Origin of the sequence: Enorma shizhengliae, assembly GCF_009676995.1 — a bacterium.
In the GTDB taxonomy this organism is placed as follows: domain Bacteria; phylum Actinomycetota; class Coriobacteriia; order Coriobacteriales; family Coriobacteriaceae; genus Enorma; species Enorma massiliensis.
In genome coordinates this window covers 1-22,416 of sequence record NZ_VTFZ01000014.1, presented here as the reverse complement: position 1 = coordinate 22,416, position 22,416 = coordinate 1, and the positions used below count along the sequence as shown (strand labels likewise).

At 58.3% G+C, this 22,416-nt stretch carries 16 protein-coding genes; 4 read left to right on the top strand and 12 right to left on the bottom strand.

The window, feature by feature from the left end; genetic code table 11:
- Positions 1-8: 8 nt before the first annotated feature.
- Positions 9-983: a choloylglycine hydrolase gene (gene bsh / locus GJE22_RS09455; RefSeq protein ID WP_144688849.1), complete on the bottom strand. Its 975-nt coding sequence runs from the start codon at positions 981-983 to the stop codon at positions 9-11.
- Positions 984-1,395: 412 nt separating this feature from the next.
- Here bsh and GJE22_RS09450 point away from each other — a divergent pair, with 412 nt between their 5' ends.
- On the top strand, positions 1,396-5,430 hold the full coding sequence (locus tag GJE22_RS09450) for a M60 family metallopeptidase (RefSeq protein WP_235895868.1): 4,035 nt from the start codon (positions 1,396-1,398) through the stop codon (positions 5,428-5,430).
- A gap of 189 nt (positions 5,431-5,619) precedes the next feature.
- Positions 5,620-6,408, top strand: coding sequence for an ADP-ribosylglycohydrolase family protein (locus tag GJE22_RS09445; RefSeq protein WP_144688848.1), 789 nt, complete (start codon positions 5,620-5,622; stop codon positions 6,406-6,408).
- A 15-nt stretch (positions 6,409-6,423) separates the two neighbouring features.
- On the opposite strand, the gene GJE22_RS09440 is transcribed toward GJE22_RS09445, so the two are convergent.
- Positions 6,424-7,077 carry a class I SAM-dependent methyltransferase gene (locus GJE22_RS09440; RefSeq protein WP_218957905.1) on the bottom strand — a complete coding sequence of 218 codons (654 nt, stop codon included), beginning with the start codon at positions 7,075-7,077 and terminating at the stop codon, positions 6,424-6,426.
- 316 nt (positions 7,078-7,393) lie between these two features.
- Positions 7,394-7,759, bottom strand: a complete 366-nt coding sequence (locus GJE22_RS09435) for an SWIM zinc finger family protein (RefSeq protein WP_186297460.1) — start codon at positions 7,757-7,759, stop codon at positions 7,394-7,396.
- A 240-nt stretch (positions 7,760-7,999) separates the two neighbouring features.
- Here GJE22_RS09435 and GJE22_RS09430 point away from each other — a divergent pair, with 240 nt between their 5' ends.
- Together GJE22_RS09430 and GJE22_RS09425 are read left to right on the top strand one after the other, a co-directional pair.
- Positions 8,000-8,278 (top strand): type II toxin-antitoxin system RelB/DinJ family antitoxin, encoded by a 279-nt coding sequence (locus GJE22_RS09430; protein ID WP_144688845.1) that lies wholly within the window; start codon positions 8,000-8,002, stop codon positions 8,276-8,278.
- A gap of 6 nt (positions 8,279-8,284) precedes the next feature.
- On the top strand, positions 8,285-8,566 hold the full coding sequence (locus GJE22_RS09425) for a type II toxin-antitoxin system YafQ family toxin (RefSeq protein ID WP_144688844.1): 282 nt from the start codon (positions 8,285-8,287) through the stop codon (positions 8,564-8,566).
- Positions 8,567-10,335: 1,769 nt separating this feature from the next.
- Here GJE22_RS09425 and GJE22_RS09420 read toward each other — a convergent pair.
- The 9 genes from GJE22_RS09420 to GJE22_RS09380 form a co-directional block, all read right to left on the bottom strand.
- Positions 10,336-10,992, bottom strand: coding sequence for a hypothetical protein (locus GJE22_RS09420; RefSeq protein WP_144688842.1), 657 nt, complete (start codon positions 10,990-10,992; stop codon positions 10,336-10,338).
- 229 nt (positions 10,993-11,221) lie between these two features.
- Entirely contained in the window at positions 11,222-14,335 is a 3,114-nt protein-coding gene (locus tag GJE22_RS09415) for a type I restriction endonuclease subunit R (protein ID WP_144688841.1), read from the bottom strand.
- Between the two features lie 197 nt (positions 14,336-14,532).
- Positions 14,533-15,708, bottom strand: a complete 1,176-nt coding sequence (locus GJE22_RS09410) for a restriction endonuclease subunit S (protein WP_144688840.1) — start codon at positions 15,706-15,708, stop codon at positions 14,533-14,535.
- Between the two features lie 2 nt (positions 15,709-15,710).
- Positions 15,711-17,276 (bottom strand): type I restriction-modification system subunit M, encoded by a 1,566-nt coding sequence (locus tag GJE22_RS09405; RefSeq protein WP_144688839.1) that lies wholly within the window; start codon positions 17,274-17,276, stop codon positions 15,711-15,713.
- 52 nt (positions 17,277-17,328) lie between these two features.
- On the bottom strand, positions 17,329-17,862 hold the full coding sequence (locus GJE22_RS09400; RefSeq protein WP_144688838.1) for a hypothetical protein: 534 nt from the start codon (positions 17,860-17,862) through the stop codon (positions 17,329-17,331).
- Between the two features lie 2 nt (positions 17,863-17,864).
- On the bottom strand, positions 17,865-19,589 hold the full coding sequence (locus GJE22_RS09395; protein ID WP_144688837.1) for an N-6 DNA methylase: 1,725 nt from the start codon (positions 19,587-19,589) through the stop codon (positions 17,865-17,867).
- 487 nt (positions 19,590-20,076) lie between these two features.
- A complete protein-coding gene (locus GJE22_RS09390; RefSeq protein WP_144688836.1) occupies positions 20,077-21,423 on the bottom strand; it encodes a hypothetical protein in 1,347 nt (448 codons plus the stop codon).
- Positions 21,424-21,754: 331 nt separating this feature from the next.
- Complete coding sequence (locus tag GJE22_RS09385) at positions 21,755-22,030, bottom strand: DUF4160 domain-containing protein (protein ID WP_144688835.1); 276 nt, start codon at positions 22,028-22,030, stop codon at positions 21,755-21,757.
- Positions 22,023-22,283 (bottom strand): hypothetical protein, encoded by a 261-nt coding sequence (locus GJE22_RS09380; protein WP_144688834.1) that lies wholly within the window; start codon positions 22,281-22,283, stop codon positions 22,023-22,025. Before GJE22_RS09380 ends, GJE22_RS09385 begins: the two co-directional genes overlap by 8 nt.
- Positions 22,284-22,416 lie beyond the last annotated feature (133 nt).

Genomic DNA, 22,416 nt, shown 5'->3' with positions numbered 1-22,416 from the left:
GAGGGGCCCTACGCCGCCGGTGCGAAGAAGGGCTCGCTTCCGCTTACATCGCATGCGGAGAGCGGGTACGCGCGGATGCCCGGCTCGTCATAGGTGGCATGGTAATACGTGAGCGTCTCCGCCGAGAAGCAGCTCGTATACAGGGTGATTTCCGACGATCCGTCGGCCATGCGCGCCGCCCCCATGGGCACGGCAACCGCACCGAGCGTGCGGAACAGACGGCTCACATTGGCAGCCTCGGACTCCTGAACAGGATAATGGCTGTTCACAAATGCCGCCTTCACGAAGCGGGCAGGGCCACTGTAGTCCCCCGGAATCCCCTGCATGCCCATGCCCGATCCGAAGGGGGCAAGCTGCGCCTTATCCCACGTGGCAGTGGCGGGCTCGGCATCGGTGAGAACCAGATAGTTGCGGAGGTTCGTGCGCTGCCAGCCAAAATCGGGCTCGTTGGTGAGCACGTCGACATCGTTCTCCCACACCTTAAGGCCGTCTTCGAGGCACTCGACCACGATGCTGCCCGTGGCGTCAGCAACGATCCAGTGCAGGTTTGCAACGGGAAGATCGGACGAGACGGGCTTGGCCACAACGGTAGTCTTGGAGAGAGCTCGGCGCACCTCATCGAGCGAGGAGAAGTTGCGAGCAATCCAGAAGGGAAACTCATAGGCGGCGACGTTCACCGCATCCGGCTGGCTGCATGCATGGGCGGCATAACGCGCGCTCTGCGGGAAGTTGAGCCCCGCAACGGCAAGGCCGGCATCGTTACCGCAATCGAAGTAGAGCGGGACGCCGCCCGCCACGATTCCCATGCCGATCACCGTATGGGCGTGCGCGCTATCGAGGTCGCTGGGGCGCTCGAAGGCAGCGGGCACCTCGGCAGCAGGGGGCGTCACCACCACGCGCTCGCCATAGCCTTGAGTCCAATCGAGGTTCCGGCCGAAATACATAGAACCTGAGGTGCTGGTAAAGCGGATGCCCGTGCACATGGGCCCGCCCCCTTTCTTGCCCGAGGCAACACCTCGGGTCGAAGCGATAGATACTTCTCTTCTGCCCGTAACCCTCTATTAGTTACAACCGATATACTTAGGAATGACTGAAGAGGGGTAACATTTTTGGCTAAAGCGTCAACAGATCTGCAGGAGCGTCGTATTTCAAAGCATCACCGCAGGTAGGCCGCCTACTCGAGTCTTCTTATCAACGGAGCAACAGGCGAGAGCCGGCGCTTTCCGAACACCACGCCGACGCCCCCCCGACATATGATGCAGAACCTATGGATTCGGCTCCCGGAGACTTCCACGCGTAATGTTACCCGGGGTATACAAGTTCCGCACCTAGACAGACTCTGCCTCCGCGCTCAAACGATTCCCCAGCGCGGCTACGCCCCTCACGGGGCGCAAGATGCGAAAGGATTTGGACATCATGCCCAACAGCAGAATAGCACCTACAACCCTGCGCGCCCTCCTTGCCGCGAGCCTTGTGCTCTCGGGCCCCGGCGCGGGCGCTGTACTCACCTCACCCGCGCTCGCCTTTGCAGACGAAAATAGCGGCCAGAAGCATAGCGAAAGTGAGACCAGCACCGCCGCACCCGCGGAAGACGCGCCTGCCGATACAACCGAGCCGGTTCCTGCGGAAGACGCATCCGCCGAGACTGCCACCGTTCCCGCAGAAGACTCCTCCGCCGGCACCACCGCGCCCGCCCCCGCAACAAGCGCGCCCTCCGAAGACGCCGAGCCTACCTCCGAAGCAGACGCCTCCGCCGGCACGGTCGCCCTCGTCCACGACGGCGAACGGACGGCGTACGGCTCGCTCGTCGAGGCGGCTCGGGCCGCACAGGACGGTGATGCCATCGAAGTCTCCGGCGCGCTCAGCATCAGCGAACCCGTAGCGGTCGACGCGGGCCGCTCAATCACACTGCGCGCCACCGCAGACACCTCCATCAAGCGCACGGAGCAATTCCCGCAAGAGGGCGGGAAGGCTGCGGGCATGTTCCGCTTGTCGGACGGTGCCTCGCTCACACTCGAAGCAGCCGACCCCGCCACGGGCGAGCTCGTCATCGACAGCGAGCGGACCGATTCGAACGACGCCGTCGTCACCCTGCGTGGGCAGTCCACCTTCACCATGCGCGCGGGCACGGCCATCGAGGGCGCTCAGTGCTCATGGAAGCCGTGGGGTGCCGTCTATGTGCGCGAGGGCACGTTCGTGCTAGACGGTGGCGAAATCCGCAACGGGTTCGCCATGCGCAACGCCGCTGTTGCGGTGGAGCGCGGCAGCACCTTCGAGATGCGCGCGGGCGCCATCACCGGAAACCGCACGAGCTACTCCGAGTCCATCGTGTGGACCAAGGGAGTCGTGCGCATGACGGGCGGCAGCATCGCGGGGAACTCGTCCAATGTGTCGAGCGACGGCGTGGTGCACGTGCTCGAGGGCGGCGCGCTCAGCTTCACGGGCGGCACCATCGGCAACAACAACCCCAACAACACGTTCGGCGTGCGCGTAGACGCCCGCGGATCGCTTGAGCTGGGTGGACAGGCCCGCTTCGAGGGCACCGACCGCGTGAGCCTAGCGCAAGGAGCGGCGCTCTCGTTCGCAAGCGCGCCGGAGGCACACACCACGGACGACCCGATCGAGGTCGTGCTCGCGGGCGAGTGGCCGGCGGGCGGCGTGGTGGCAACCGCCTCCTCGCCCGAAGTGGCACGCATCGCGCTGGAGCGCCTCTCGGTGCGCCGTGCGGGAACGCCCGAAAAAACGGCCTCCGTGGGCCTCGACGCCGCCGACCAGCGTCGCATCACCCTTGCCTCGGCCGACGTAGCTGCGCTTTTCGACCTGCTCGACAACCCCTTCGCCGACAACCTCGGCCTCCAGCTGCGCGGCGAGCTCACAGGGCCCGATGCTCTCGATAGCCTGCGCGCGACGGTAGAGGAGCACTTCGCTGGCGTGGACACCCCCGAGAAGCGCGTGCGCCTGCAGCAGATCGAGGACATCGAGCGCTATGCGGCCTACCTCGACGCGCATCGCGACGAGCTCGCGGACACGGTGCGCGAGCTCTCTCAGCTGGGAGACCCGTGGGCCGAGGCGCAGCGCACCCAGCAGGGCTATCAGTTCGACAACCTCGATGCCACGGGGCTCTACCTCAAGCCCGGCCGGATGAACGAGATCCTGGTCTACGTTGATGCCGACGACCCTTCGAAGCTCTCGGTTGCTTGGCGCCAGGTGGGCGTGACCGACACGAACAACTACCCGTCGCTCAACCTCGGCCAGAAAAGCGGGTTGGTGAACGGCATCAATCGCATTACCGTGGACCTCACAGGGAAAACCTATGGCTCCATGCTCTACCTGCGCAACGACTCCACCGAGAACGCGGCGCACGTGCGCATCGAGGCGGCGGATGCGGCCGCGGTCGCGATGGGGGCAGCGGGCGACGGTGCAGAAGCGGCCTCGGGCGACGACGCGGGCGGCTCGGGCACCCCGGCCGGCACCGAGGCCGGCAGCAGCCCCGCCCTGGGCACGAGCCTGGGCGAGCACCCCTTCTACGAGCACGATCCCGCCCACCCCGAGCGCTTCTGGGCCTTTGTGCAAGACATCCGCGCGTACGCTGCCCGGGCACAGGCGGGCCAGGTGGCCGACATGACGCTCATCCAGATGGGCGACCAAGGCAGCGCACAGTTCGCCGTGAGCGCGACCGCCATGGCGAAGGCGTACTCCGGCATCTCGTCCGAGGCCGAGGCCATCGGCTATATCGAGAAATCGAACACCGCCATCCAGAACCGGCTTGAGTTCTATTGGGCGTTCGACGGGTTCGACCCAGCCCAGACAAGCGGTCCCAACGCCATCACCACCGCACGCGTGCACACGGCGTTCACCCGCACGGTCTCGAGCCCCTCGACCATGTACGCCTACGGGCGCTACTTCCACATGCCGGAGAGCACGGCCGCATCGTTCCTCGCGGGCGACGACATGTACGGCTGGGGCATGTCGCACGAGTACGGCCACATGCTCGACAACAACGTGATCGCGGTTGCCGAGGAGACGAACAACCTGTACTCCATCGCCGGCTCGCGCCACGGCGGCATCGAGGCGTCGCGCGCGGCGGGAACGGCGTTCAACCCCTCGGCGTGCTACCGCGTGAACGCCATGAACGCCACCAAGCGCCGCGATGCCGAGCTTGCGCAGATGGCCGCCGACCCGAACTACGTGCCCGACTGGATGAACGACAACGTTTGGGGCACCTATATCTGGACGCATGTGACCACGTGGTGGAACGGCCTGCACTTCTTCGACGACTGGGATTACGCGGGCTACGACTTCTCCGCGAGCCCCTACACCGAAGAGATCGCAGCGGATGTGGAGACGTACGGCGCCTACGGGGCGACCCTGCGCATCCTGCGCGGCAATCCGGCTGCCGTGAAGACCATCGAGGACCTGGCGAGCAATGCCACCACGGGTGTTAAGTACAACCGCATGGCCGTGGCCTTCACCATGGGAACGGGTTACAACTTCGCCGAGTACCTCTACGAGCTCGGCGAGCGCGACCTAGCGCCCGAGGTGCTGGAATGGTGCGCGCAATACCCCTCGATGCCGCGCAAGGTGAAATACTTCTCGCTGAACACCGACGCGCAGATCATCAACGGAGCGAAGACGTACGAGGAGATCGTGGGCGCAGACGGCACGGTTGAGCCCGAGCTTACGGTCGAGATCGTGGGCGACGCGCTGCGCGTGACGGCCTCGATGCCGAGCGACGAGCTCACACGCGCCACGACGGCGTGGGAGCTCTACCGCGACGGGCAGCTCGTGGGCTTCTCGCGCGACGGGGCATTCGAGCTCACCGGCGACGTGGGTGACGGAGATCCGGCGTCCTTTAGCGTGGTGGCCTACGACGTGCGGTTGAATCCGCATACCGCGCTTACCGGTGGTGATGCTGGTGAGGAGCCTGGAGGCGGCGAAGAAGGCGAGGAGCCCGGTGATGGCTCCGGCGACGGCGAGGTGACCCCGCCTGAAGGCGGTGGTCAAGAACCGGGCAACGGGTCAGATAGCGGCGACGGAGGCGGCCAGAAACCCGGCGGCGATGGAGGCGAAGGCGGATCCGACGAGGACTCTGGGAGCGGCGAGCAGCCGCCGGCAGGCGAAGACGGAGAGGACTCGGGCGAGAGCGACGGTTCAGAAGGCGACGAGCCCGGTAGCGATAATCCCAGCAACGGATCATCGGACGGAAACCAGACCGCTCCCCCGCAAGGCGATAGCGACTCCGGCGAAGGCGGAGAATCCCGCCCCGGGGCCAGCGCAGACGCCGACATATCCCGTGCGGAAGAGGACGGCGGCAAGCTCGCCGCCACCGGCGACGCGCTCTCGCTGCCCATGATGGTTGCTGCTGCAGGAAGCGCGCTCGCCTTTGCAGGGGCTGCAATCGCCGCGCGCATACGCCGCAAGAGAGATTAGCAAGCGGTACTTGATTGCCGTAGCAGCCAGCAAACGAACACCACGGCACGCACAAACACCATAGGACCATGCGGGCTCCGGGCACATCGCTCGGGGCCCGCCTTCGTTTGTCCGCTCGCAAGATGCCCGCTCAAACCGCGCGCGTGATATGGTTGACTATCGAGCAGAGACAACGAGCTGGGAGGCGCCATGGCGGGAACGCTGCGCGATTGCATCTACGGACAGGCAGTGGCCGATGCGCTCGGCGTGCCGTACGAGTTTCGCCCACGGGGGACGTTTCGCTGCACGGGCATGATGGGCCACGGCTCGCACAACCAACCTGCGGGAACGTGGTCGGACGACACATCGATGGCGCTTGCCATCTGCGACAGCTACCGCGAGCTGGGCCGTGTGGACGCAGAAGACATCCGAACGCGGTTTTGCCGCTGGTACCGCGAGGGCGCCTATACCGTGGACGACCTGTTCGACATCGGCGGAGCGACGGCTCGAGCGCTCGACCAGGGCTTTGGCTGCGCAGACGAATGGGACAACGGCAACGGCTCGCTCATGCGCACGGTCCCCTTGGCTTTCACCGATGTGCGCGACGAGGACATCGAGGCGGTCTCGGCCATCACACACGCGCACCGCACCTCGACCAAAGCATGCGTAGAGCTCGTTGCGATTGCCCGGCGATTGGCAGTGGGCGTCCCGATGCGAGAAGCCGCGGGCCCGTATACTGCACTCGCCGAGCGCCCTGTACGTGAGGTGCGCTCCGGAGGCTTCGTGCGCGACACGCTGGAGGCGTCCCTCTGGTGTCTGCTCACAACGAACAGCTACCGAGACTGCACACTCGCCGCCGTCAATCTCGGCGACGATACCGACACCACCGCCGCCGTGGCCGGGGCGCTGGCGGGCATCGTATACGGCATTGAGGGGATTCCCGCCGAGTGGCTTGGCACGCTGCGTGGAAAGAACGTGATCGAGAGCTGCTTGTTTTAGCGAACAGGGACGAATCTACCTCACGCCCTCATAACGCCAGACGGAATAATGCTGCGGAAACTCGTAGAACTTGATGCTTCTACCAGAAGCCGTTTGGAACATCTGAATGCTGCCCGAACGGACGAGCCGCCAACCGGGACGTCCCTGGTAGGCGAACGACTCCCCGTTATCGGACATGTGGACGAGCGTGAAGGGCGGTGCCGCCTCGCGCTCGGCCTTGTCGAGGAAGCGCGTGAGCACCGCGGTGTCGAATGGATTGAACAGGTAAAAGCAGGTATAGGGCGCGAGCGAGATATCGAGCACGCTGCCAGCGATAACGTTGAGCTGGGGAGACGATGCTGCCCACGATGAGGCGATGTTGGCGAGACGGGCATCCAACTCCACGCCCGTTGCCCGGCATGGGAGCTGCGAGGCTGCATAGGCGAGAACCCTGCCCGTTCCGCAGCCTACATCGAGCAGATGGTCATCCGCCGTGAGACCAAGCTTGCCAAACAGCTCTTCCAGCACAAAATACGGCGTCGGGGTTGGTTCGTTCGCGCCGGCGGATGCCAGGTCCGCGCGGACCTGAGCGTCCACGTGAAGCGAACGGCCGCACAGGGCAATATCCCGCGCCGCATCGGCAGCAAGAAGGTCCGCCTTGCTGGTTATCGATGCGTATGAAGCAACCACGGCATTACCCCCTCTCGTTGGGCCCTGGCGGGTCGCTCGGAGCGCTCGATTCGAGGCGCTGCTAGCGGAAAATGCTCGCTCAGCATCCCCATCGGGCACCAGATCTTTCCCAAACAGGACCGCCAACACCACTCGTTCCAGTTTTGGGAACATCTTTTTGCCGCGGTCGCCTTGCCGCATGCCAACGTTTCCAAAATCCTGCGGTTTTCCTGCGTTCAATACGCCGCGTTTCGTATCGTTGAAAACGATATTCCCAAAAGTGGAATGAACCTGCAAACGGTGCCTCGGAAGAGCGAGGATGCGTCGTTCAGGAGCTCTACCACCAGCGGTCGCGGCGCTCCTCCAGCTCGATCAGCGCGTCGAGCAAGGCCTTGCGAAGCTCGCCTTTCTTGAGGCTGTTCACGTAACGGACGAGCTCCGCGCGATGGGCTTCCTCCTCGCGCTTATATTCCAGCTCCGCCTGTTCGACCTCCCACTTGAAGGCATCGATCTGCTGGGGATAGGCCGCGAACACCGTGGCAACCATGTGTTTGCAGATACGCCTCGTGCCCGCCGCGTGCGGGCAGTCGCAATAGGACTGCCGAACATGCGCAGTGTCCACGTGGACGGTGTAGGGCAGATTTGCGGAGCCCTCCACCTCGGCGTCAAAGGCACCCTTGCCGACAGGGCGGAGGTTCTTCACACGCCCCTGCTCCACATTGTCGAGCCCGCGCCACAGGGAGGCTCCGCTGGCCATCCGAAGGATTGAGAGAAGCTGCGTGGGAGGGTCTCCTTTAGCGCTGCACTGACGCGCTCCGCTTTTCACCTCCTGCCCGGAAAAGCAAGGCGCACTTTATCTAAGAATAGCCAAATGCCGCGAACAACCTCGCTATATATGGGTATGTGATACAATGCATATGCAATGTCAATGCAAGGAGTGACAATGGCTAAGAGCGCATCGATCAGCATGAGGGTCAATCCGCAGATCAAGGCAGAGGCAGAATCGATTTACGGAAGCCTCGGAATGACTCTCACTGAAGCAATCAACATCTTCCTGCACAAATCGATTCTCGAGGGCGGGCTGCCGTTCGACGTTCGGCAGCCGCGGTACAACAGCGAGACCGAAGCGGCGATGCACGAAGCCCGCGATATCCTTGCGGGGAAGGTGCCCGCGGAGCCCTACGACTCGACGTCGGCCATGTTCGCCGCATTAGACGAGTAACCGAACATGGCGCTCAAGCTCGTCCCCACCTCGCAATTCAAGCGCGACTACAAGCGAATGAAGAAACGTGGACTCAACATGAATGAGCTCCAAGTTGTGCTTGATAAGCTTTGCACAGAGAAGCCGCTTGAGGAACGGCACCGCGACCATGCGCTCGTTGGTAGGTATATCGGTTTTCGCGAATGCCATATCCGACCTGACTGGCTCCTTGTGTACGCGATAGACAAAGACAAGCTCATCCTTGTCGCATCACGCACCGGAACTCACTCTGATCTGTTTGACGAGTGACGCCACCTAATCTAGTAGACTAGCTGACAACAGTACCCCGCACGCCTCTCTCGGAAACGATGAAGCGCACCAGGCGGGGTCGTACTTTTCTAACGCCCAGCTGCGAAGTGCCTCCGCCTCGCAAGCCACAGGTCTTCGAACGCCGACCCGTCGCTTGCAAGCGAGATCTCGCCCGGTGACGAGGAAAAGCACGCCGCAAACGTCATGGACCCTCTTTCACCCGATACTCTGGCGAGCGCTCCCAATTGCCTCGATACGCCCGCACGCCGGGCGCAAGATCGATCTGGTATAGGCGAAAATCAACCACGGGCTTCTTAGAAAACAACTGTTCGTGATAGGTGTAGCGATATGTCATGCCGAACGCGCACATGACCGCGCCGCTGCGCAAGTTGCCCGCATCGTGGGTCGCGGTGAGGGGCGAATGTTCCGCGGTGCATGCCCGCACTTCGAAAAAAGATGCGACTTATCCGCTCTGGGCCGCTCATTTGGACGCTTCGGAGTGGCAGCGCGCATCTCTTGCAGGCGTTATGTGGAATGAATTGCGCATCACCTGAACATTCGATTGGATAACTTACGATTGGCGGGCGGCGAACCCGGAGAGCCGTCGAAACGCCCGGCAGCGAGGTCTAGAGATGCGGGCCGATTACCGCTCGCCCCCACTGGCTGAACCATCCCCTTCTTCGTTGGATCGGATGCCGCCTTGATTACATTCACCGCTCGGTCATTCGAATAGTTTGCGTAATTCTTTTCTGTGCTTGCACCGCCCCGTTCCACGGTCAAATTGGAGCGAACCCCCGAGGTAAACCAAGCGAGCAGCCCCACGAACACGATCAGGGTAATCAAGATGAGGAACGCCTAGCCATTGATAAGGACGTACATCGCAATGCAGGGCGCTGTGAACGCGGTGGGCACGATGGATAGCCCGCTGCAGTCCCTTGAAACAATCCCCATGCCTCCAATCCATCAAAGTCCACCATTCACCCATGGCAGCTTCCCACACGGACATGTTATTGCGTTCAGCTACCGCCGACAGCACTGAATGCCCCCCCCCTGAGCTCTAGATGCGCAACGAACGAATGCTTGTGATTCCAGCTCATTATTTGAATCATTCACGCTGCGAACAGGCTGTGTGCCCGCGCTCTAAGCCACTCAAGATTCGAAGCCAGTATAATCCACCCACATGCGAACCTGCGATCCTGTGCGATAGAATCCAGATGTCGTGATTCGAACACCCCGCCTATATGAAGAACAAGGGCGTATCCGGCTTTCCGAACACGCCCTTACTGGAGCTAGAGATTCCCAGCATTCATCATAGCGCACGCTTCAAAGCCTAAATAGCAAAGCGAATCATTGCGAAATCGCAATGTGCAGACATTGTCCGTGCATCGATGCTATTTAGCCGTGATGAATATCCCGGCAACACCAGAAACATCCATCCACACGAGTCACCATGCGCTTCGCCTTGCTAAGAGCCTCGTAATCATCTGAACACCAGCCCAGATCGATTCGATTTCCATACCAAGGATCATGCGAGCACCCGCTCTTATGGACCTCATGCTCGCCGGAATTCTGATGGTTGCGATTCAAGTAGTAATGAGGCATAGCCCCTCCTTTCGGAACGTTGTCTGCTGACAAACGGGGGCTGAAATGGCATACTACAAGTGTATGCATGTGCAATATGCCACGTCAGCCAGTAGCTGTCGGATTGCAGTCCGGCAGCTACTAATTTAATTCGAGCAATTTAATCACCTCCTTTCACGACACTGAAACTACGCGCTTTCCTGGACAACATACCGTCTAAGAAGCTCTTCATGGCGGGGCAAATCTAGAATGGCTTCCAATAGAGAATGCGCGGAGAATATCGAGCGATACTTTTCGGTTGGCACATACCTTCCGCGACCTGATTGACGCATGGCTCCTGCAGAAACGAGTGACATCAGCGTGGACTGCACCTTGTAGTCCGAATACCCCGACCTCATCTTCAAATCATTCGCGCTAACAACACCAAGACGTTCGAAATCCTCAGCGATACGAGCACAAATGGACTCAACGTCACCCAATGGGATGACCTTCCTGTACAGCCTCTCAGAATCCGACTTACTCAGTCCTATTTTTACTAGGTCGTTATTAGAAACGAAGTAAATAGGCGACCCTTTCGATATAACGCCGCGAGTTTCGGAAACGCCTGTCCTGGAGTCTTCTGACTTCTTTTCTTTCTGCGCTGCATTTTTTCTAGTTGCTTCGCCTTTCTTTGCATCCAGGCTCGCAACAGCGCCATCAAAACGCTCCCCTATTAGGCGAACATCGTGAGCACATGTCAGGTACAGCGAAAGCAAATCATAATTATCAGTCGCGCCAGCGCCCACCAACGAAAGCAGGGACTGCTCGAGCGTTCGAAACTGCTTAGACACATCGCCGGTCTGCATCGCAAACTCCTTTCGACTAATACGCAATATACACGCTAATACTTTAAGAGTCAATTAAGTTTTACCGTGTCTCAGAGTTTTCAAAACGACATTGACATAAATGCACGTCGTGCATCACCACCGCAAACGAATCAGAGAGCAAAACTGAGCCATCCGCACTTATTGTCAAGATAAAACACAAATGGACCCATAAGCGCTGATAGCTCATAGCCTTCATCCATGAGTATGGCTAATGTATGCTCCTATCTTCCGACCCATTTTCCATCGGATACCGATTCGTAAGACTCCGATATTTCTCAAAGAACGCCTTGAGTGCATCGACCACCGTGCGGCGCTTTTGACCATAGGGATTGCCCTTAGCGAATCGGGACACCGGTCGCATGACCTTCGAGATTGCGACGCCAGTATCAGGTATGCCGCCCGCGGTGAAAGACTCCGACATAAGCGCTCGAGTCTCTTCGGGCTTAAGCCGGTTCTCTTCGACGATGCGCTCCAAATCGGACTCCATCGACGCCGCGACATGCCGCCTCCACTCTCGAGCAATCACGCCATGGCGCTCCTGCTCCGGCATCTCAGCAATGTCGACCTTCGTCTCTGAAACATCGCCGAATCCAACAAGTCGCATGAAGGCTTCGATGAGCTCGGCCTTATCGCGCAGCTCGGGTGACGAGGCAACGGCGCTGCGAATCTTGTCGGCAATCTCCTTGTCCTGCACATTATCGCCATGGCGCTGCTCGACGAGCATCAGAATGTAGTCGATATTTATCTCGACCTGCTTTACCAGCTCCATCTCGAAGACCAAGTCGTCTCCGATATCAACCAGCTCGGCCTCGCGTTTCCGACGATACTTATCGGCGATATCAAGATAGTGGCTCTGATAATCCTGAAGCTCGCGCTCGCCGATGGGATCGTCGTTAGCAAAATCGTCGAAACAGGACAGGATGTTCCGCAATCGAAGAATGGCTCCGAACGTCTTGACCAGTTCTTTCTCAGCTTCCTCGCCAAGCAGGTCAAAGCCGCCTTGAAGCGGAAACGCCGTGCGCAGGTGCTCGAGCAGCTCGGCATAACGCTGGAAATAGACCTCGTAGGGCTTGAGAAGCACGATGCCGCCGGCATCGGGGTCGCCGAACAAGGCAAGTGCCTCGTCCACTTCATCAGAGAGGTCGCGGAAGCACACGATGTTTCCGAAGGTCTTGACCGAGTTGAGAATACGGTTCGTCCGGCTGAACGCCTGAATCAAGCCGTGCATGCAGAGATTCTTATCAACCCAAAGGGTATTGAGCGTTTTGGCATCGAAGCCGGTAAGGAACATGTCGACCACGATGAGCAAATCGAGCTCCCGATTCTTCATACGGTCAGAAACGTCCTTGTAGTAGTTGTCGAACCCCTTTGAGTCGGTACCGCAACTTGTCCCGAACATGGCGTTGTAATCCGCGATCGCCGCATCAAGGAAGTTGCGGTCTGCCTGCAGCATGCCATCAGTGTCCATAGCCTCTTCGGCAAGCATGCCATCGCCTTCTTCCCCGTTGGCGGCATAGGTGAAGATGACGGCAACCTTCAAATCAAACCCAGGTCGCTCCGCAAGCAGCTCCTTGATCTGGAAATAATATGCCTTAGCCGACTCAATCGAATCGCACGCCAAAATGGAGTTGAAGCCCTTACGGCGCTGCCCCTTGTACTGATAGCTCGCGCCGTCTCGCTTGGTCATATGGTCGTAATGGTCGAGGATGTACTCGCTCACGATATGGATGCGCTTGGGATTCTGCCAAGCCGTGTTGGTGTCGATGCCCTCAACAAGCTCGTCAGGCCTACCGTCCTTTCTGCGGAACGTCTTGATATAGTCCACCTTGAACGGAAGCACGTTCCCATGATCGATTGCGTTGACCACGGTGTACTTGTGCAGGCAATCGCCAAACGCCTGCTGCGTCGTCTTAAGATCGGGATCGCCGCCCGAGCGGGAGTTCTTCGCGAAGATAGGCGTGCCCGTAAAGCCGAACAGCAGATAGTTCTTGAAGAACTTCGTAATCGCCTTGTGCATCTTACCGAACTGCGAGCGGTGACACTCATCAAAGATAAAAGCAACGTTGCGCGAAAAGACGGGGTACTTCTTATCAGCCTTGGAAAGATACGAGACGAGCTTCTGAATGGTGGTAACGCAAATCCGCTTATCAGCATCTGGAGATTCGAGGTTCTTTGCAAGCTTCTTTGTACTCTTCGACCCATTCACCGCACCCGGCTGGAACTTGTTGTACTCCTTCATGGTCTGGTAATCCAAATCCTTGCGGTCGACCACGAAGAGCACCTTATCGATGCCCTCCATGAGCGAAGCAAGCTGCGCTGCCTTGAACGAGGTGAGCGTCTTGCCCGATCCGGTGGTATGCCATACATAACCACCTGCCGCAATCGTGCCGAGCCGCCGCCTATCGGAAAGGGCAATCAGCATTCGGTTGAGAATCCGCTCGGTAGCGCAAATCTGGTAGGGACGCATGACCAAGAGCTCATTTGAGACATTGAGCACGCAATAATGGGTGAGCACCATGAGCAACGTGCCGCGCGAGAGGAACGATGCGGCAAACGGCACAAGGTCGGTGATGCGATGATTCTCCGCGTCGGTCCACCAGCTCGTGAACTGGTAGGATGCGCTCGTCTTTTTTCCGCGTTCGTTGCTCGTTTTCTGCCAGCGTGTGGTGTTCGAGTAGTACTTGGTGTTGGTTCCGTTGGAGATAACGAAGATCTGCACATACTCGAACAGACCGCACTCGCTCCAGAAGCTTTCGCGCTGATACCGCTCAATTTGGTTGAAGGCCTCACGCAGCGGCACGCCGCGACGCTTGAGCTCGATGTGCACGAGCGGAAGACCGTTGACGAGAATGGTGACGTCGTATCGATTCTTGTGAGCGCCCTCGTTCGCCTCGTACTGATTGAGCACCTGCAGGCGATTCTTATGGATGTGGTCGCGGTCAAGGAGCTTGATGTTGACGAGCGCGCCGTCCCCCATCGTGAAATCTATAACCGGGGATTTCTGGATGATCCGGGCCTTATCGACAATACCGTCCGAAGAATTGGCGACCTTCGACGTGAAGAAGGTATTCCAATCCTCATCAGTAAAGGTGAGGTTGTTGAGCTTCTCAATTTGATCGCGCAGGTTTGAGATAAGACCCGCTTGGTCATTGATGCGCAGACGCTGATACCCCTGAGAAACGAGCTGTGCGATGAGGCTCTCTTCGAGCTCCGCTTCCGTCTGATAGGCGGAAGAATCCGTCACAGTCTTGGGAGCCTCTGCGCAGACGGTCGCCTCAGGACCTTCGAGCAGGATGGAATAGGTCTTTCCGACAGGAGCCATTTCTCCAGCATCTTCCGGCACGGAAGCAATTGCATCCTCGTCGCATTCGGTACAAACAGATGAGGCCGATGAGCTGTCGTATTCAACAGCTACTCTCTTTAGAGGCCCGCTTCCGTCATACTCTATCCCCACTAGGGGTAAAAACGAGCTGTTTCCATGCTTATCTGAGGCAAAATCAGAGCAGTCAGGCTCGAGCATCAAACACCCTCCTTGCGCGGGAAGTTGAGAAGCTTATCCCGATAGTACTCGAACTGCTGCCGGCGCGCTGTGATCTCGGCGGGCAGGCCGTCGGTGAGGGAGGTTGTGAGCGAGTCGAAGCGGTCGAGGATGTCGACAATCTGTTGTTGGACAGCGAGGGATGGGACAGGGATTTCAATCGAAGCAAGGCGCCTTGCGGAGATTCTTGTCATTTTTGCTTCGGTTACATACATCCTTTTCTGCCTTCCAAACTCACTTGTCTGGAAGAAGTACGCAACGTATTTTGGATTCATCGAATGATGGTAAATAGAGCAATCGTCATGGACTGCAACCGGCACTTCACCAAGCCAAGCGACCGCCTTCGCAATGTCTCTTGCGTCCTCGCCCGTGCAAGCAATTACCAAATCTCCTGGCTGCGCATACCGAAGAGAGTCGGCCTTATCGGCACGTACAAAGGAGAAGACATCTTCGGTTGCCGTATCAAAACTCGTATAAATCTCAGCGTAATGAATACTAGGGACACCATCATCAACATAATCTGCCTTGGTAAATCGCCTGCCACGAGTGAAAGTGCCAAGTTCACCCAATGTTCGCAAGCCGACGGGCTGCCCTGCCATCTTCTCGAGGCTCTCAGGAGAAAATAGATGGTCACAGTAGTAGGTATATTGCGCCTTACGCGCCTCCAGCTCCGCCTCCAGCTCCGCCTCCAGCTCCGCGAAGGAGTCTAGTATCCTCACGACTTTGAGCTGAACCTCGATGGGCGGAACAGGGACCTCCATTTTATTCAAAACTGACCAATGACGGTTATAACCACGAGACGGGATATATAGGTTGCTAACCGCATGGTATGCATATCTGGGCACAAGAACATTCTTTGGAGCCAATATCTTGAGTCCATCAGCTCCTTGCGCAAAAGGAAAATCAGCCCATTTCACTTCTCGTGTATGATCACCAAACAATACGTATTCGCCAGTAGGTATTAAAGCAGACTCGTCATCTGTGTAGCCCGCGATATCAGACTGTCCTTGGTCGATGATTGGAAATAGAGACCCGTTTCCATAATTTGCTCGCTGAATTGTCTTTGGTGATGCTACTACAGAAAACAAACTCTTGATGGATTTATACTCCACCCCATCCGGACAGAGCTCGGCAATCAGCTCATCAATACGTGCCATCGCTATGCCTCCAAATCTGCCACGATGGCGTCAATTTGCTCGCGTAGCTCCTGCTCGCGCGCAACGATATCGGCGATGCGCTTGTTGAGCTCATCAATGTCAATCTTCTCGCGCGTGTCGCGCTTCTCGACATACGTGCCGACAGATAGGCTGTACGCGTTCTCGCCGCCGATCTCGTCGATACCAACGAGCTTGGCAAAGTGCTCTTCCTCGCTTCTGCCGTGAACCGTCTCGTAGATGCGCTGGATATTCTCGGGCGAAAGCTTGTTCTTGTTGCCCACATGGATGAATTCCTCGGATGCGTCCACGAACAGCACCCGGTCGTCCTGCTTTGACTTCGAGAGCACGATGACGCATACAGCGATGGTCACACCGAAGAAGAGATTCGCGGGGAGCTGGATTACTGCCTCGACGAAGTTGCTGTCCACCAGATATTTGCGGATCTTCTGCTCTGCGCCGCCGCGGTACAGGACGCCGGGGAACTCAACGATGGCAGCCTTTCCGCTGGCCGAGAGCCACGAGAGCATGTGCATCGTAAAGGCGAGGTCGGCCTTCGACTTGGGCGCGAGCACGCCCGCCGGCGAGAAGCGCGGGTCGTTGATGAGCGTAGGGTCTTCGTCGCCCACCCACTTCGTCGAGTAAGGCGGATTGGAAACGATGGCATCGAACGGCTCATCGTCCCAGTGGTACGGATTGATGAGGGTATCGCCGCGCGCGATGTTGAAACGATCGAAGTTGATGTGGTGCAGGAACATGTTCATGCGGCATAGATTGTACGTAGTGGGATTGATTTCTTGCCCGAAGAAACCAACGCGAACGTTTTCACTACCGAGGAACTTTGCAAACTTGAGAAGCAGTGAGCCTGAGCCGCATGCAGGGTCGTAGACCTTTGAAAGGCTCGTACGGTCGCCGATAACGATGCGCGCAAGAAGCTCCGAAACCTCCTGCGGTGTGAAGAACTCACCACCCGACTTGCCCGCCCCGGACGCATACATGTTCATAAGATACTCGTACGCGTCGCCAAAGAGGTCGATATGGGCATCGCGCACGCTACCGAAATCGAGGTTGCGGATACCCTCGATGATCTTGGCAAGGCGTGCGTTGCGCTCGGTGAGGTCGGCGCCTAAACGGTTGCTCGTTACGTCGACGTCGTCGAAGAGGCCCTTGAAGCTATCTTCGGAAGCCGTACCCACGCTGGATGCCTCAATGGAATTGAAGATTTCCTTGATGTGAACGTTGAGCTCCGGATCTTTGTCCGGAGCGATGGCAATGTTCTGGAACAGCTGGGACGGCAGGATGAAGAAGCCCTTCTCCTTCGTGACGTCCTCACGCGCCGCCTCGGCGTCCTCGTCGGAAAGCTCCGCATAGGAGAACGACTCGTCGCCCGCTTCACGCTCGCCCTCGTCAATGAACTCAGCAATGTCCTCCGAAATGAAGCGATAGAACAGGAAGCAGAGGATGTAGGCTTTGAAATCCCAGCCATCGACTGCGCCGCGGACTTCGTCCGCGATTCCCCAGATTGTTTTGAACAGCTCGGCGCGCTGGATCTCCCTTGTGTCCTGTGCCATGAGGCACCTTCCCTTCTTGTTAGGGCCTATAGAAATCGTAACGGATACAAGCTCAGGCAAACTGCTCTTTGAGCTCTCTGAGGGCGTTTCTGAAGCTGTTGTTGGTAATCTTGAGCTCGATCTTCGTTGACAGCTTGAACAGCTGGGGATAATCGTTGGGGTTGTTCTCCACGCGGGCGATGAAGCTGCTCGCCTCCGCGGTGCCGGGGGTGCTGTGCGGCATGGGACCGGCAAAGATAGCGGCATAGCCCATACTGCCCCTGATCTTCCCAAAGTCGAAGTGCTTGAGCTGCTTGTACCCTGTCTTGAACTCAAATCGATCTGAGTCGAAGCCTTCTTTTCTTGCCGTGCTTCGGAGCTTGTCGACAGGCACCTGGCTCGCGCCAAGAACGATGATTTTGCCGGTTTCAAGCGGACTGGGGTCTTCGCCGCGACCCAGCAGGTCTGACATCCCCAGAGTTGCGAGCAAGTCTTCAAGCTCTCCCGTGCGGTTGGCCCTCGTCAGGGCTTCCAGCAGTTCCAGATGCATGCGCCCCATCATCGCTTCATAGAGGTCGTCGAGCTCTTGTTGGGTAAGCGGCGCCAACGCTAGGCCTCCTCGTCGAAGAGGTCGACGAGCCCCTGGCGGGCGCGAGCGAGGCGGAGCTTGAGGATGCCTATCTCGTCGAGCTTCGCACGATAGGCCGCGGCGATCTGCGCCTGCTTTTCTGCACTTTCGAGCGGAATCTTGATCGCGCGGAGCTCGCTGAGCGGCAAGTTAGGAATGACCGTGCCTTTCGATGCCCGTGCGAGGCTCTCCTTTCCCTTGGGGCTACTAAGGAATGCGGCGACGTAATACGGATCGACCTTCGCGGTATCGAGCTTGATGGTGTACAGGTTGCCGTTCGCGAGGATTCTCTGACCCTCCGGCACCTCGGCGACAGCGACCTTGTAGGGCGCGCCGTTCTTGGAGAGCAGCAGGTCGCCGGTCTCGAGGCAGTATTTCTCAAGCTTGGCGTCTAGATCCTTGAGGAAGGGAAGTTCGTCGTCGATAGATCCGTCCACGATGTTGGCGAGGTTTAGGTAGCGGATGCCCGTGTCTTCGGCGCAGGTGAGCTCATCGAGCTCCTTGGCCCTGAGCCCCGCTCCGCGCGTGACATCGAGTATGACGCTCTTCAATGCTACGGGGTTGACCAGCCTAATCTCCTTCTGCAGGTAGCGGTTTGCCGAGAGCGTGTACTCGCGCTCCGCCAACTCGCCGACTTGCGCTAAGGCGCTCTTGTCGGAGTCCGTGCCCATGCGTGCCAGAATCTCTTGGACGTCGCCCGCTGAGAGGTTTACTCCACGACGTTCCTTGGTCCCGAGGTCGGTGGCGTCCACAAGCCTTACGCCCTCCGTGTTGCCATGACCGAGGACCACCAAGGTCGTACCAATGTTGCTCCATGGAGAGAAGACGCCCGCCGGCAGCGAGACGGCAGCGCGGATCCACCCGTTCTCGATGAAGTACCTGCGCACGCGGGCGTCGGCGCCGTTGAAGGCGGAGCCGTTCGTCATGATGCCAACCGCGATGCCGTCCTTGTTGATGGAGTCGATCAGGAGACGGTTGAACACCCAGTCCGCCGAGGTCGGGCGGCCGTACTCGGACATACCCTTGAGGACCTTCTCCAGATACTCGGATCTGCCCTCGAGGTGCTTCGCCCTCATGCCCCACGGGTAGTTCGAGAAGACCTTATCGGCCTTTTCGTTAGTAAGTGCACGCTCGAAGTAGTCGAACATATCGTCTAGCTCGTAAGTGGCTCCTGAGCCCGAAACCTTCGCGCGAATACGGGCCGCCGCGACGTTGCCGACGTTAAGCTCGACACCGATGAGCCGCGAACCTCCGCTCGTCTTCGCGGTTCGTTCAAGGAAGGTTCCGACCCCGCTTCCGAAGTCGACGACCAAATCGCCGTCCTGCACGTCGAGAATCCCGCAGACGAGGGAAGCGATGCTATCGGGAGTCGAGCACTCTCCGCTCATGGGACTATCAGCAACTGGTCCGGCGAGAAGATACCCAAGCAGGTCTTCTGTGGACACCTTTTCCGCCATCGCGTAGAGACGATCGACGTCGACCTTAGGAGCGACATCATCAAGGGAATCGCGGATAAGTTGGTCGTCCCCAGCTGCAGCCTCAATCACTTCGGAAAGCGAGCTGTACGACCCGTCACTGAACTTGATGGTGTAGGCGAGGAATGCACAGAAGTATGTGCTCATGCCCGCAGGAAACTCGACGGCCCCCCTCATGGCGTCGGCAACCCGCCAAATTGCCTCCGTGTTGCCAGAGATGTTGTTCAGCAATGTTGACTCCCTTCAACAATGGTTATTGATAACCTTTGTTGAAATCAGTGTATGATGTATTTCGGTTATTGTCAACCAGAAAATTTGGTTTATCGTAACCATGGTAGTACGAGAGGAACGAGCCTTCATTGTGACAACCCCATAGCCCGTACTCATCTAATAGGTGCAGGCTTTTTCTATGCCCACCTGACTTGAAGAGACGGACAGATGGATGGCTTGCAGAACGAAACAAAGCTCAGCGAAGAAAGCGCAGCACAGCTGCAGGAGCCGCTGTGTGCGGGCGACCAGCGCCATAGATGAAGCGGGGCACCGAGAACCGCATCCTCCTCATCGCGGAATGTTCCTTTGCGCCGTCCGCGCATAAGAAATTGGATAACGAGCCGTTGTCCAATTTCGCTTTACCGGCATGGCCCGCTCTCCGTCAAGGCCGACGAGCGCCGAACTAGTGCCGATGCAAACAGCTGACGCCCAGGTTTCTAATCGAACATCATTTCCCAAACGGCAGCTTGAACGGCAACGACTTCGTGATCTTTCCTGGGTCAACCCCTTTGAGCGCATCACCGAACTGCTGGGCACCATCCGCCAGCGCAGAACCGAGGTCGGCCGCGCTCTTGCCAACAGCGCTACCCAAATCGGATGCCCCTTTTCCAATGGCCGAACCGGCACCCTGTGCGCCCTCAAGCGCCTTGCCGCCCAATTCGGCAGCACCTTCCAATGCCTTGCTGCCAAGATCCACTGCGTCAGCGGCCGCCTCTCCCACAAACTGTCCTACAACCTTGTCCCAGCTCTGCGCATGCTCGATAACTCGCGCATCCATCTCCAAGTCCAGGCATTGGGCAAACTGATCAGCCAGCGTCAACAAATCCTCAAGCTTCTCGATGCCTTGATCCGCCTTGATGGGATGCAGCAGCTTATCACCCCGAGCGATTTCAGCCGACCTCTCGAGGGCGTCCCGGAATTGATCGATACAGCTGCGTACGCGCTGAACACGTTCCTTGCGCGCCTCCACAATGGCGCTCCGATGTTCCTCGATCACCTCAGGAGCCTCAGCCAGCGCGCGTTCAAGCTCTAAGACAGAAAGCTTGTCACGCGTTTGCACCGCCTGCGCAACCACAGCAAACCAAAGAGCCGTGTCATCGTGTGCAGAACCAAGAACATGGTCCAGCTCGTCCACATTTCCCGCTTTCGCAAGCTTCTCCGCAATCCCACTCAACTTGGTGAGCGCATACGCCAAAGCCCTCGATGTCGTTTGAGCGCAGGGGGCAACCTTTGACCACGCCGCTTCGTTCAACGTTCCCGTCTTACTGCGAATAGCTGCGGCCTCATCAAGCTCTAGCGCAACGCCCATAAGGTCTGCAATTGTCTGGTCTTTCTGGTCGCGCAGCAGATCGGAAACCTTCTCGTCAATATCGGCCAGATAATCGGTTATCTCCCTAATGGACTGTTCGAGCGCCATCTGCGCCATCATTCCGCCCACCCCTGCAGCCATTGCGGGGCTGAACAAGTCGCCCGGGCTCTCGAACTTAAGCCATTTGACGATCTGACCATTCTTCTTCTGCACGACACCAGGTTGGAGCGCGCCCTTCTTGCCGTATTGCTTCACCAGCTCTGCGGACTCTTTGGTCAGCTTGACCCAGCGACCGGACGATTCCGCAACTTCTCCGGCGACCTTGAGCGCAACGCCCGCCGTTCCAGCCGCTCGTACGGTAAAGGCGCGCGACGCAAGGTGATTGTCATTCAGAAAGGCTGTAATTGCCTTCTGGTCACCTAGGAACAGCAGGCCTTGTTCGTCGTTGATGACGGCTATCTCTTGAGAACTGTCCTTCTCCGCCATAGGCCCCCTCTGCATGCGTTGTCCACCCACCATGATAGTTCGTTCGCCATAGGACTGCGGCAGCCTCGTCGGACCTCCTTGACAGAAAAATGTCCCAACGAGGCGTTATGGTCCACTTGAAACAGTCTACGGAAGGAGGTGCATATGAGAAAGCGTATTGCCAAGCCAACCGTTCACTTTATGAACAGAGGCAGGCACGGCAATATTCACATTCCCCAATACCGAGTATACAAGAATGGCCATCTTCACCGTACGGGAACCAAAACCGTTCGATTCTAGCAGCTGGGGCACCGACCGCACTTGCGGCCGGTGCCCCATCAGGCATTGCGCTCTACTTGTAAAACGAAATGCCACCATGGAAATACTCACGCCAGCGCTGACATATCTCCTCATGGTTTGCCATGATGAAATCCATCACATCTGCCAGATTACGTCTGGTCAACTTGCTTCCATTGCTCGCAAGGATGCATCCACCGTTTCGTGTGAGCCAAATCTTCGTAGCATGTGGCGATGGGCGACCTTTGGCAACATGAACGTGAACAGGTTTTCCGTTTTCGCCCGTCCAGAAGAAAATGGCAAATCCTTGAAATAGGAACAACCTAGGCATGCGTCTTTGATGCTTCCCGTGCCAGTCGAAGGATTAGCGGCGCATTGTTGTGGATAAACGTGTTGAGGTACGTCATATCGTCATCAGTAAAACCCTCGATGCCCGACCACTCAAACGCCGGAAGCGTACAACGGGCTGTATCAAAACCCAGGTCGACGGGGCGCTCAATTGAGACTTCGACAACACCGTCATCCAAAACATTGGAGTAGGCAACTTGCGTTCCGTCTTCAAGTTCAACGTAGCTGTAGAACATGATGCACCTCCTCCTATATTGAAGTTGCCACTTCTCGCGCAGTGGCCGCGCTTCTTTACCCGTAGACGCGAATATGGGATAAAGGGCGCGAACGGGGCGGAGGGCGCGCGCTCCTCCTTGGGGTACGGCCCCT